Here is a 12,481-nt window from a genome sequence, read left to right as displayed (position 1 = left end):
GTGCACGATACGACTGTCCTCCTCATCGAGGTGGGAGCGCTGCTGTTCGCGCTCGGCATGCTCGGCCGCCTGGGACGCCGGATCGGCCTCTCCCCGATTCCGCTCTATCTGCTCGCCGGGCTGGCGTTCGGCCACGGCGGCCTGCTTCCGCTCTCGGCGAGCGAGGAGTTCATCTCGGTCGGCGCCGAGATCGGCGTGGTCCTGCTGCTGGTGATGCTGGGCCTGGAGTATTCGGCGGACGAGCTCGTCGGCAACCTGCGCGCGGCGGCTCCGGCCGGGGTCATCGACGCCGTCCTCAACGCGCTGCCCGGCGCCGCGTTCGCGCTGCTGCTGGGCTGGGGCTGGCAGGCCGCGCTGGTGCTGGCCGGCATCACCTGGGTCTCGTCGTCCGGGGTGATCGCCAAGGTGCTGGGTGACCTGGGCCGGCTCGGTAACCGCGAGACTCCGACGATCCTGTCGGTGCTGGTCATCGAAGACCTCGCGATGGCCTTCTACCTGCCGTTGGTCACCGCCGTGCTGGCCGGGGTCAGCCTGTTCGGCGGGCTGGAGACGCTGGGCATCGCGGTGGTCACCGTGGTGGCGGTGCTGGTCGTGGCGATCCGGTACGGCCGGGTGATCAGCCGGTTCATGTCGGTCCGCGATCCCGAGGCGCTGCTGCTCAGCGTGCTCGGCCTGACGCTGTTCGTGGCCGGCGTGGCGGCCGAGCTGCAGGTGTCCGCGGCGGTCGGCGCGTTCCTGGTGGGCATCGCGCTGTCCGGGCCGGTGGCACATCACGCCACCGAGATGCTGTCCCCGCTACGTGATCTTTTCGCCGCGGTGTTCTTCGTCTTCTTCGGGTTGTCCACAGATCCCGCGGACATGCCGCCGGTATTGCTGCCCGCGTTCGGCCTCGCGGTGCTGACCATGCTGACCAAGATCGTGACGGGTTATCTGGCCGCGCGCCGGGCCGGTATCGCGCTGCCCGGTCGCGTTCGTGCCGGCTTCGCGCTGATGCCGCGCGGCGAGTTCTCCGTGGTCATCGCCGGGCTGGCGGTCGCGTCCGGGGTGGAGCCGCGCCTCGCCCCGCTGGCGACGGCATACGTGCTAATCACTGTGGTCTCCGGGCCGATGCTCGCCCGGCTACCGGATTATGGCTGGTTCAAGGGATTTATCAGGCGTCGGATGGCGTTACGGCGGCAATCCGTGCAACCGGTCACCACCGGCGATTGATGATCGCATTGGCAACAACGCTTATTGCTACTGATCAGTATCCGATTGTGACCCCCTAACACTTTCGCCTGACAATCCGGCGCGCTACCTTCGCCCTCGACATCGGCGTGTTAACAGACTTTTTGGCAGGGCGACGTGGCGGTGCATGAGTCGGCTTTCTACGGGTTTCAAAACCCGGTGGATCCTCGGCCCGAGGAGCTCCACGCATGGGCGTACAACCCCGCGTCCGTGCCGTTGCAGAGCATGCCGCCCGACTGGGACCTGCTGATCGCCGGTGACGTCCTGGCCCCGACGTTGTTCGAGCTGGCGATGGACAGGCAGTGCCCGGCGCGCCGATTCGCCCTGCACTGCATGTACATCTACGCCGCCGACGGGGTCCGGCAGAACGCGACCGCCCAGCGCCGCCGCCGCCTGAAGAAGTACGTGGAACGCGCCGAGGAGGTCGGCGACGAACCGATGTCGATCTGGGCGCACAACTGCCGGGTGCTCATGAGCCGTCCGGAGATCTTCGACTATGCCGAATGGATCGAGGGCGGCCTGGTCCGGCACCCGCGGCGGCTGGGCCTGTTCGGCTGATCAGGACACGAAAATGGCGGTCCCGCATGGTGGGACCGCCATTTTCTTCGGGTCACTTCTCCGGCGGCTTGCGCGGCCGCCACACCACCAGTGCGGTGGACGCGCCCTCGCGCCGGACCAGATCACCCCCGGCGTACGGGCTTTCCAAGTGCGCCAGCCGGGCGTACGCCTCGTCGAGCTGCTGCTGCAGCTCCTGAACCCGCTGCTGAAGGTCGCCGACGAGCTGCTCCAGCCCGATGATGCGCTTGATCCCGGCCAGGTTGACGCCTTCCTCCTGGCTGAGCTTCTGCACCTCACGCAGGAGCTGGACGTCCCGCTCGCTGTACCGGCGTCCGCCACCGCCCGCCCGGCCCGCCTCGACCAGCCCGAGCCGGTCGTACTGCCGGAGGGTCTGGGGGTGCATCCCGGCCAGCCGGGCGGCCACCGAGATGATCAGGACCTTCGCGTCGGAGGCCTGCTCGACCGAAATATGGATCTCTTCATACATCTGCCTGCCCTCCTAACTGTGTCGTCCTAACCGCTCTGGCGCGCCCGGGCCTCGAGCCGATCCCGCCCGGCGGGCGGCGTCAGCTTCGCGAAGCGCTCGAGCGCGTCTCGCGCCTCCCCCGTTACCTCGTCCGGCACCTGGACCTCGACCGTGACGATCAGGTCACCCGCCGGACCGTTCTTGCGGGGCACACCCTTACCGCGCGCCCGCAGCTTGCGACCGCTCGGCGTGCCGGCCGGCACCCGCATGGTCACCGGGCCGTCCAGGGTGGGCACCCGCAGGTCGGTGCCGAGGACCGCTTCCGCGATGGTCACCGGCACGGTCAGCGTCAAGTCGTCGCCGCTGCGCCCGAACAGCTCGTCCGGCCGCACGCTCACCTGCACGTACAGGTCGCCGGCCGGGCCACCCCGGTCGCCCGGTTCGCCACGGCCGCTGAGCCGGATGCGCTGGCCGTCCGCCACGCCGGCCGGGAACCGCACGTTGATCGTGCGGTTCTTGGTGACGCCGCCGGTGCCGCGGCACTCCGGGCACTTCTCGTCGACGATCGTCCCGGCGCCCTGGCACTCACGGCACGGCTCGGAGAAGCTGAACGATCCCTGGTTCCGCGAGATGAGACCGGAGCCGTGGCACTGCGGGCACGTCCGCGGCGAGGTACCGGGCTTGGCACCGTTGCCGTGACACGTCTCGCAGGTCGCCGCCGAGCGGAGCGTCAGCGGTAACGTCGTGCCCCGGACCGCCTGCGCGAAGTCCAGCGTGACCTCGGTCTCGACGTCCCGGCCGCGACGCGGGCCGCGACGCGCGGCGCTGCCGCCCGGGCCCCCGCCCGAGAAGATCGAGCTGAAGATGTCGGAGAAGCCTGCACCGCCGAATCGACGGTCCCCGGCGCCACCACCGCCACCGCTGGGGTTGGAGAACCCGCCGAACAGGTCGGACGGGTCGAAACCGGTGCCGCCGCCGGGGCCGGGGCGGGCACCGCGCCGGAACGCGCCGGAGCCGAACAGGGAGCGCATCTCGTCGTACTCTTTGCGCTTCTTGTCGTCGGACAGCACGTCGTAGGCCTCGGAGGCGGCCTTGAACTTCTCCTCGGCCTCCCGGTTGTCCGGGTTCCGGTCGGGGTGCAGGTCTCGGGCCAGCTTCCGGTAGGCCTTCTTGATCTCGTCGGTCGAGGCGGACTTGGGCACACCGAGCACGGCGTAGAAGTCTTTTTCGAGCCAGTCCTTCGAGCTCAGCTCGTCCACCCCCTCCTAGCGGCGGGTCCCGCCTGCCGCGGTGCGGCAGGCGGGACGGACACGTAGATCACTCCGGGTCGGCAACCGCGACCATGGCGGGCCGCAGCAGCCGCTCGCCCAGTGTGTAGCCCCGGCGCATCACCTCGATACAGGTCGGCTCCGTGACGTCGGCGGACGTCTGGTGCGCGACCGCCTCGTGGCGGTTCGGGTCGAACGGGTCACCCTTCTCCCCGAACGCGACCAGACCGAGCTTGCCGGCCACCGCGGTCAGCGAATCCGCCACCGAGGCGAACGGCCCGACCAGGTCGCCGTGCTCGCGGGCACGGTCGATGTCGTCGAGCACCGGCAGCAGCGCGGTCAGCACCGCACCGGTGGTCATCTCGGCGGCCACCGACCGGTCGCGGTCCACGCGCTTGCGGTAGTTGGCGTACTCGGCGGTCACCCGCTGCAGGTCGTGCGTGCGCTCGTCGAGCTCGCCACGCAGTGACTCCAGTTCGGCACCGAGGGCGGGCTTGGGCTCCTCGGCCTCCGCCGGAGCCGGCTTCGGCTTCGACTCCGAGGCCGGGGCGCCGTCCTCCGGGTCGGCGGCACGATGCATGCCACCGACCGTGGCCTGGCCCTTCGCCTTACCGGCGTCCTTGGCCTGGCCACCCTTCGGATCGATCTTGCGCCGGTCCCGGATGACGACCCGCTCGGTCGTCCGACCGTCGTTCTCGTCGTCCGCGGCACTCACTTCTTGTCGTCCTCCACGATCTCGGCGTCGACCACGTCGTCGCCCCCACCAGCGTTCGGGCCGGCGCCGGTCGCGCCGCCCGGGGTCTCCTGCGGGCCGTCGGTGCCCGGGGCACCGGCGCCATCGGCCGCGGCCTGCGCCGCGTCGGCCTGCCCGTAGAGCTGCGAACCGGCCTCCTGCGACACCTGCGACAGGCGCTCGTGAGCGGCCTTGATCTTGTCGATGTCGGTGCCGCCCAGCGCGCCACGCAGCTCGCCCAGCGCGTCATTGATCTTGCTCTTGCTGTCGTCGGAGAGCTTGTCGCCGCTCTCCGCCAGGAACTTCTCGGTCTGCCACTGCAGCTGCTCGGCCAGGTTGCGGGTCTCCGCGTCCTCGCGGCGCTTCTTGTCCTCGTCCGCGTGGTCCTGCGCGTCGCGCATCATGCGCTCGATGTCGTCCTTCGGCAGCGCGGAGCCGCCGGTGATCGTCATCTTCTGCTCCTTGCCCGTGCCCAGGTCCTTGGCGGACACGTGCACGATGCCGTTCGCGTCGATGTCGAAGGAGACCTCGATCTGCGGGACGCCGCGGGGAGCCGGCGCGATGCCGCTGAGCTCGAAGGTGCCGAGCTTCTTGTTGTACGCCGCCATCTCGCGCTCACCCTGGAAGACCTGGATCAGCACGGAGGGCTGGTTGTCGTCCGCCGTGGTGTAGACCTCGGAGCGGTGCGCCGGGATGGTGGTGTTGCGCTCGACCAGCTTGTGCATGATGCCGCCCTTGGTCTCGATGCCCAGGGACAGCGGGGTGACGTCGAGGAGCAGAACGTCCTTGACCTCGCCCTTCAGCACACCGGCCTGCAGCGCCGCGCCGACCGCGACGACCTCGTCCGGGTTGACGCCCTTGTTCGGCTCCTTGCCGGTCAGGCTCTTGACCAGCTCGGTGACCGCGGGCATCCGGGTGGAGCCGCCGACCAGGATGACGTGGTCGACGTCGGACAGCTTGACGTCGGCGTCCTTGATCGCGGACTCGAACGGGTTCTTGCAGCGGTCCAGCAGGTCCTGGGTCATCCGCTGGAACTCGGCGCGGCTCAGGTTCGTGTCCAGGTGCAGCGGACCGTCCGGGCCGGCCGTGATGTACGGCAGGTTGATGCTGGTGGTGGTCGCCGCGGACAGCTCGATCTTCGCCTTCTCGGCGGCCTCACGCAGACGCTGCAGGGCCATCTTGTCCGACGCGAGGTCGATGCCGTGCTCGCCGCGGAACGTCTTGACCAGGTGGTCGATGATCCGCTGGTCCCAGTCGTCGCCGCCGAGGTGGTTGTCACCCGAGGTCGACTTGACCTCGATGACGCCGTCGCCCAGCTCGAGCAGCGAGACGTCGAAGGTGCCGCCGCCGAGGTCGAAGACCAGGACGGTCTGCTCCTTGGAGCCCTTGTCCAAGCCGTACGCCAGGGCGGCGGCGGTGGGCTCGTTGACGATCCGCAGGACGTTGAGGCCGGCGATCTCGCCCGCCTCCTTGGTGGCCTGGCGCTGCGCGTCGTTGAAGTAGGCCGGGACGGTGATGACCGCGTCCGTGACCGTCTCACCGAGGTACGCCTCGGAGTCGCGCTTCAGCTTCATCAGGACCCGCGCCGAGATCTCCTGCGGGGTGTACTTCTTGCCGTCGATGTCGATCGACCAGTTGGTGCCGACCTCCCGCTTGACCGAACGGATCGTCCGGTCGGGGTTGGTCACCGCCTGGCGCTTGGCGACCTCGCCCACGAGCACCTCGCCGTTGCGGGCGAAGGCGACGATGGACGGGGTCGTCCGGGAGCCCTCCGCATTGGCGATGACGGTGGGCTCGCCTCCTTCCAGAACGCTGACGCAGGAGTTCGTGGTGCCGAGGTCGATGCCGACCGCACGTGCCATGGTGTTCCTCGCTTCTTACTGAGAGCTCAGTCCGTACAAGGTTGAGTGGAGCCGACTCAATGATGCCACGGGCTCGCACATCGTCAAGTTGGAGTTGAGCCCACCCGGCGCAACTACAGGGTCCGGGGCGCTTCGGTAGATACCTGTCCGGTCACGGCATACCGGTACCTGTTGTCGTGCATGCATTGATCGGGCACTCTTTAGCCGTGACATCGCACGGTGAATCGGACGAGAAGGGCCTGGTAAGCACGATGGCCACCGATCCCGCCGGCAACCCCGATCGTACGGATCCCATCGTGTCACGTCTGCCACATCCCGATCTTGCCGAGGCCTCGGCGGAACCCGTCCAGAACGGGACAAAACCTCCAGTTGAGGCGCCACCGGCCGTGGGACGCCTGGCCAACGCGCTCAGCCGGCTGCGCGCCACCATCGGCGGCGCCGCATATCCGTTGGTGATGCCGTCCGCCGACGACGCCAAGCGGGTGGGTGCCGCGCTGGTCGCCCAGCTCGACGACTATCTCCTGCCGCGCCTGGCCCGGCTGGACGCGCCGCTGCTGGTGGTGGTCGGCGGCTCCACCGGCGCGGGTAAGTCCACCCTGGTCAACAGCCTGGTGCGGGCGCCGGTCAGCGCGGCCGGTGTGCTGCGCCCGACGACCCGCTCCCCGGTCCTGGTCAGCAGCCCGGCCGACCTGCCGTGGTTTCGGTCCGGCGAGCTGCTGCCCGGCCTGGTCCGCACGCCCGAGCCGAGCGCCGACCCGCGCACGCTGCAGATCGTCTCGGCCACCGCGCTCGGCTCCGGCCTGGCGTTCCTGGACGCGCCGGACATCGACTCGGTGGTCGACCAGAACAGGCAACTCGCCGCACAACTGCTCGCCGCCGCCGACCTGTGGCTGTTCGTCACCACCGCGGCCCGGTACGCGGACGCCGTACCGTGGGAACTGCTGACCACGGCCCGGCTGCGCGGCACGGTGATCGCGCTGGTGCTGGATCGCGTCCCGGCGGAGGCGATCGCCGACGTCACCACCCACCTGCGCGACATGCTCGCCGTGCGCGACCTCGGTGCGGCGCCGCTGTTCATCCTGCCGGAGACCAGACTGGACGGTCCGGGACTGATCGCCGAGGAGGTCATCCAGCCGCTGCACGACTGGTTCGGTCAACTCGCCGCGGACGCCGACGCGCGCGGCGCGGTCGTCCGGCAGACCCTGGACGGCGCGCTGACCGCTCTCGGACCGGCCGTGGCCGGGCTCGCCGAGGCCGCCGACGAGCAGGCCCGGGCCGCGAAGGCGCTGGACGAGCGGGTCACCGTCGCCTATCGCACCGGCCGGCAGACCGTCGCCGACGGGCTGCGCGACGGCCGTCTGCTGCGCGGCGAGGTGCTGGCCCGCTGGCAGGAGTTCGTCGGCACCGGCGAGTTCCTCAAGACGCTGGAGAACAAGGTCGGGCAGTTCCGCGACCGGGTCGTCTCGGCGATCACCGGACGCCCGCTGCCCGGTCGCAACCTGCAGGCGGCGCTGGAGTCCCAGCTGGTCACGCTGTTGCGCGGGATCGCGGCGGACGCTGCCGAACAGGCGTACGTGGCATGGCACGCCCACCCGGCCGGGACGGCGCTGTTGGACCCGGAACTGCAGAAGCCCTCGCCGGATCTGGCCGAGCGTGCCGACCGGCTGGTCCGGGACTGGCAGCAATGGGTGCTCGGCCTGGTCCGTCAGGAGGGTGCCGACAAGCGGATCGTGGCGCGCGGCGCGGCGTACGCGGTCAACGGCGCCGGCCTGGCCGTGATGATCGCGGTGTTCGCCTCCACCGCCTTCCTGCCCACCGGGCTGGAGGTGGCGGTCGGGGCGGGCACTACAGTGGCCGCCCAGAAGGTGCTCGAGGCGCTCTTCGGTGATCAGGCGATCCGCACGCTGGCCACGCAGGCGCGCGAAGACCTGCTCCTGCGGGTCGGCGAGCTGCTCGATCGCGAGGCGGCGCGGTTCACCGACCGCACCGCGGGGGTGGGTCTCGCCGAGGACCCGGGCGCCGATCTACGGATGGCCGCCGCCGAGGTGGAGGCGGCCCGCATCGAACTCGCGTTGACGGGGAGCTCCGCATGAGTTTGGTGGAAAAGGTGCGAGGGGTGCTGACCGGGGACGACGGGCGAGTGGACGCCGACGAGCTGGTGCGCCGGGTCGACGCGCTCGGCAAATTCGTAAAGCTGGTCGACCCGTACCTGCCGGACGCCGATCTGGTCGCAGCGCACACCCTGGTGGAACGCGCCGGTAACCGGCTGTCACTTTCCCGCGACCACACCGTGGTCGCGCTGGCCGGCAGCACCGGGAGCGGCAAGTCCAGCCTGTTCAACGCCCTGGCCCGGCTGAAGCTCTCGCCGGTCGGGGTGCGCCGGCCGACGACCGGGGTGGCGCACGCGTGTGTCTGGGGACCGCTGGAACCGGCGAACCAGCTGCTCGACTGGATCGGTGTGCTGCCGCGGCACCGGTTCATCCGGGAGAGCGCGCTGGACGCCGACGACGAGGCCACGCTGCGTGGTCTGGTGCTGCTTGACCTGCCCGACTTCGACTCGGTCGAACGCGGCCACCGGCTCGAGGTGGATCGGCTGCTCGGCCTGGTCGACCAGGTGGTGTGGGTGGTCGACCCGCAGAAGTACGGCGACCGGATCCTGCACCAGGCCTATCTGTCGCAGTTCCGGTCGCACGCGGACGTCACCGTCGTGGTGCTGAACCAGGCCGACCGGCTGTCCACCCAGGACACCGAGACCGTGCTCGGCGATCTGAAGCGGTTGCTCACGGACGACGGGCTGGGCACGTCCCCGGTGATGGCGACCTCGGCCAAGCAGCCCGGCATGCTCGCCGAGTTGCGGACGTCACTGGAACGCACGGTGGCCGACCGGCAGGCCGTGCTCCGCCGCCTGGCCGGCGACCTGGACGCGGTGAGCACCCAGCTGACCAGCATGATCGGGCCACCCGCCGCCGAGGACGAGGTGGATCGCGCCACGGTGCGCCAATTGTCCGACGCGCTGGCCGCCCAGGCCGGGGTGAGCGCGGTGGCGGACGCGGCGGCCGGCTCGTACCGGCATCGTGCCGCCGCCTCGACCGGCTGGCCGGTGCTGCGTGGGCTGCGCAAACTCCGGCCCGACCCGCTGCGCCGGCTGCATCTGGGCGAAAAGCCGGAGACCGACCCGGTCTCCACCGACATCGTGCCGCGTACGTCGTTGCCCGAGGCGGACGCCGCGCAGAAGTCGGCGGTCGGCATCTCGGTCCGGGCGGTCGCCACCCGGGCCGCCGCGCCGCTGCCCGAGGTGTGGGCTCCGGCGCTGAGCACCGCGGCGCGGTCGCGCACCGCGGACCTGCCGGACGCCCTCGACCGCGCCGTCGCCACCACCGATCTGGGCGCCGCGCGTACCCCGTTCTGGTGGCGTGCCGTCGGCGGGCTGCAGTGGCTGCTCGTCCTGGCCGCGGTGGCCGGCGTGGTCTGGCTCCTGCTCGGGTACGCGCTGCGTCTGCTGGGGCTTCCGTCGCTGGGGTACCCCAAGATCGGCGCGGTGCCGCTGCCGACGTTTTTGCTGCTCGGCGGCCTGATCGTGGGGTTCCTGCTGTGGCTGGTGCTCAAGCCGCTGGTGGACTGGGGTGCGCGGCGCGCCCGGCGGCGGGTCGAGCAGCGCCTGCGGGGGTCGGTGACCGAGGTCGCCCGGGAGTACGTGGTGGCGCCGGTCCGCGAGGTTTTGAACGCGTACGCACAAGCGCGTGAAGCTCTCAGCACTGTGCGTTCGTGACCGGTCCGGCGGGTCGATTCACAGGTACGCTCGCCACATGCCGGCTCCACAGACTCCGTACGAGGCGGTCCTGCACGCGGCCCGCGACGTGGCGAAGCTCAACTGTGCGCTGGATGCCGAGATGCTGGGCACCGCGCTTCTTGGCAGTGTCTACTCGGTCGCCGCGTCCGATCGTGCCGCGGCGGTGCGCAGCTTCGTCGGCGACTTCCTGTCCGCCACCACCCGGCGGCGCACGGCGGCCGCCACCACCATCCGCGAGGTGTTCGCCACCCTGGTCCCCGACGCGCAGGGCGCGGCCGAGGTCCGCCGCGGCGCGCAGGCACCCCCGTGGACCACACAACTCGGGCGGGTCAAGCCGACCGGTTACTACGCGTACGGGGATGTGTACGGTGACCAGACGTCCTATCTGGTCACCTTCGCATATGAGGACGCCGAGGACGGCGGCCCCGAGCACGCGGTGGTCGCCCTGGTCGATCACAACATCGGCATCACCAAGGACGTGTTCGTCGGATCCTCGGCGACCCGGATCCTGGAGCAGGTCCGCGAGATGTGCGCGGACGACGAGCTGACCTGGTTCCGCGAGGAGGATCCGGGTCGGCTGCGCGTCGAGGTGGCCCGCCACCTGGAGATCACCGACGGGCTGGGTGATCTGCCCGCCGAGGGGTCGCTGGCGACCGACCGCGCGCTCGCGGCGGCCCGCCTCGCACTGCTGCCGGACGCGACCGTGCCGCCGCTGCCGGAACCCCCGCGCGCGGCGAACGCCGACCTGGTCCGCGACTTCCTGTCCTCGCCGGAGGCAGCCCGCTTCGGTGTCGCCGGGGTGACCGCCGACGAGGAACTGGCGTCGCTGCACTTCTGCATCAGCCTGATCCTGGATCACGCGGCGAGCCTGCCCGAGCCGGATCCGCTGCGCTGGAGCCCGGCGGTGGCCGGCCTGTTCCTGCTCGACTGGGTGCATCGGCGCGCGGTGCTGGACATGGACGACGCGGCGATGCTGCCCAAGGTCACCCGTGCCTGGTCGGCGTACGCGACGCGGCGGCGCGGGCTGCCCGAGGCCGCGGCGGTGCAGACCGATCAGACGCTGGAGGAGATGATCCCCGAGTTCGCCCGGCTGTACGCGACCGGTGAGCGGCGCAGCCCCGCCACGGCGGCGGTGGCCCAGCTGATCTCCGAGGGCGTCGACCCGGACGACTCGGCTGCGATCAACGAGTGGCTGGACGCGAACCGCCGCCGGTTCGACGAGCCCTAGTTCCAGCGCCCGCTGAGGTCCTCGGTGTTCTCGGCGTGGTGCCGGCCGACGCGGGAGCTGCGCCGCTGCGCCGGGGTGATGTGCTCGTCCCCGTGATGCGTGCTGCTCGCGCGGTGGCTGCCCCGGTAGGAGTGGTTGGCGTTCGGGCTTCCGTGGTGTCCGCTGTTGGCGTAGCTGCGCTCGAGGATGCTGGCGGCACGGATGTTGTGCGGTCGTTCAGCCACTGGTGACCTCCGGCGATGCTCGGACCGGTCGGGGGACCGGTCGTTGTGGACGGTGTGCTCGCGCTCGGGGCAGTCGGACCGATCGTCGCGGCGTCCCTTGTTGTCGGGTAAATCGGGAATTTCTGGTAAATCGGGAATGTCCGGGAGGCGGCCGTCGCGAGAGGGCGCCCACGGCTCGTCGGGCTCGTCGGGCTGCGTCGGTCCCTCACGCTTGGCCGGCGCCTCACGCTTGGCCGGTCCCTCACGCTTGGACGGCGCCTCACGCTTGGCGGGCTTTTTGCGCGCCGGCGGCCGTGAGTCCTTCGTGGACCGGTCAGAGTGGTCGGTCGCCCACGACATCTCCGGCAATCCCGGAATCCGGGGCATCCCTGGCAACGGCGAAAACCCGAGTCCCTGCGGCGTCCGCGGTCGCTGCCTTCCCGGCGTACGGGCGGAAGTCTTTTTGGATGCCGACGGCGCGGGAGATGCCGTACGCGCCGGCGACGGTTCTTCGGATGGTGCACGCCACGACGTAACCGGAGAGGATGGCCTTTCAGATGGCGCTGATCCGGCACCCGATCGGATCGGCCCGGACGACATCGGCGGCAGGAACGGGATGTCCATCGTGTCCGTCCGCCCGTCGGCCAGCTCGTTCGACCCGGCCGTGATCGCCGCCAGCGTCGGCACCGACGCCAGCCCGACCAGAAGCGCCACGATCATCACGTATCGCCGGGTCGGCCCCGAGAAACCGGTGTCGGCCCGATACACGCCGTTCAGGCGCTTCCGCATGACTTTCATGGGCGGCACGGGGTTGTCGTCTGGCTGGTCCGGCACGGCCGGTGTCCTCCCCTGACCAATGATCAACATGGATCCGTCTCGGTTACTGGGGTGAACGACGCGACAGCGAACAGGCATCGGCAGCAAGGGCCCGTTCGTACGGACGTGACCGTACGAAAACCACTTATTCGGACAAAAACGGGCACCGATGCCCCGTCCAACCGCCCCGCCCACCACCCAAGATCGGACTAAAGGCAAACACAATTTCCCGACTGTGATCTCCCCGCTCTGTAACGGGGCTCACGTTCTCTGTCAGGATGGTGGCGGCGGCATCACCGCTGGCGCCCTATGCCGACAAAAAGTGGGCGT

At 70.3% G+C, this 12,481-nt stretch carries 11 protein-coding genes; 6 read left to right on the top strand and 5 right to left on the bottom strand.

Going from position 1 to position 12,481, the window contains the following annotated elements; genetic code table 11:
- Together HH310_RS41480 and HH310_RS41475 are read left to right on the top strand one after the other, a co-directional pair.
- Complete coding sequence (locus tag HH310_RS41480; RefSeq protein ID WP_169181261.1) at positions 1-1,209, top strand: cation:proton antiporter; 1,209 nt, start codon at positions 1-3, stop codon at positions 1,207-1,209.
- Between the two features lie 135 nt (positions 1,210-1,344).
- Positions 1,345-1,785 carry a hypothetical protein gene (locus tag HH310_RS41475; RefSeq protein ID WP_169181260.1) on the top strand — a complete coding sequence of 147 codons (441 nt, stop codon included), beginning with the start codon at positions 1,345-1,347 and terminating at the stop codon, positions 1,783-1,785.
- A 52-nt stretch (positions 1,786-1,837) separates the two neighbouring features.
- Here the strand turns inward: HH310_RS41475 and HH310_RS41470 are convergent, their stop codons facing one another.
- The 4 genes from HH310_RS41470 to dnaK form a co-directional block, all read right to left on the bottom strand.
- Positions 1,838-2,272 carry a heat shock protein transcriptional repressor HspR gene (locus HH310_RS41470; RefSeq protein ID WP_169181259.1) on the bottom strand — a complete coding sequence of 145 codons (435 nt, stop codon included), beginning with the start codon at positions 2,270-2,272 and terminating at the stop codon, positions 1,838-1,840.
- Between the two features lie 26 nt (positions 2,273-2,298).
- Complete coding sequence (gene dnaJ / locus HH310_RS41465; protein WP_169181275.1) at positions 2,299-3,501, bottom strand: molecular chaperone DnaJ; 1,203 nt, start codon at positions 3,499-3,501, stop codon at positions 2,299-2,301.
- Between the two features lie 67 nt (positions 3,502-3,568).
- On the bottom strand, positions 3,569-4,234 hold the full coding sequence (grpE, locus tag HH310_RS41460) for a nucleotide exchange factor GrpE (RefSeq protein ID WP_169181258.1): 666 nt from the start codon (positions 4,232-4,234) through the stop codon (positions 3,569-3,571).
- A complete protein-coding gene (gene dnaK, locus HH310_RS41455) occupies positions 4,231-6,114 on the bottom strand; it encodes a molecular chaperone DnaK (protein ID WP_169181257.1) in 1,884 nt (627 codons plus the stop codon). The genes grpE and dnaK overlap by 4 nt, the downstream gene beginning before the upstream one ends.
- Positions 6,115-6,365: 251 nt before the next feature.
- Between dnaK and HH310_RS41450 the strand changes: the two genes are divergently transcribed.
- Genes HH310_RS41450 through HH310_RS41440 form a run of 3 tightly spaced genes read left to right on the top strand, consistent with a single transcriptional unit; the run spans position 6,366 to position 11,132 of the window.
- Positions 6,366-8,207 (top strand): dynamin family protein, encoded by a 1,842-nt coding sequence (locus tag HH310_RS41450; protein WP_248294930.1) that lies wholly within the window; start codon positions 6,366-6,368, stop codon positions 8,205-8,207.
- A complete protein-coding gene (locus HH310_RS41445; protein ID WP_169181256.1) occupies positions 8,204-9,883 on the top strand; it encodes a GTPase family protein in 1,680 nt (559 codons plus the stop codon). Before HH310_RS41450 ends, HH310_RS41445 begins: the two co-directional genes overlap by 4 nt.
- Positions 9,884-9,920: 37 nt before the next feature.
- On the top strand, positions 9,921-11,132 hold the full coding sequence (locus HH310_RS41440; protein WP_169181255.1) for a hypothetical protein: 1,212 nt from the start codon (positions 9,921-9,923) through the stop codon (positions 11,130-11,132).
- On the opposite strand, the gene HH310_RS41435 is transcribed toward HH310_RS41440, so the two are convergent.
- Positions 11,129-11,356, bottom strand: a complete 228-nt coding sequence (locus HH310_RS41435) for a hypothetical protein (RefSeq protein WP_169181254.1) — start codon at positions 11,354-11,356, stop codon at positions 11,129-11,131. The genes HH310_RS41440 and HH310_RS41435 overlap by 4 nt on opposite strands.
- 304 nt (positions 11,357-11,660) lie before the next feature.
- Between HH310_RS41435 and HH310_RS41430 the strand changes: the two genes are divergently transcribed.
- Complete coding sequence (locus HH310_RS41430; RefSeq protein WP_169181253.1) at positions 11,661-12,188, top strand: hypothetical protein; 528 nt, start codon at positions 11,661-11,663, stop codon at positions 12,186-12,188.
- Positions 12,189-12,481: the final 293 nt, after the last annotated feature.

The organism is Actinoplanes sp. TBRC 11911 (genome assembly GCF_012933445.1).
GTDB lineage: Bacteria > Actinomycetota > Actinomycetes > Mycobacteriales > Micromonosporaceae > Actinoplanes.
Note: the sequence above shows the minus strand (reverse complement) of the source record. Positions and strands in the feature narration are given on the sequence as shown.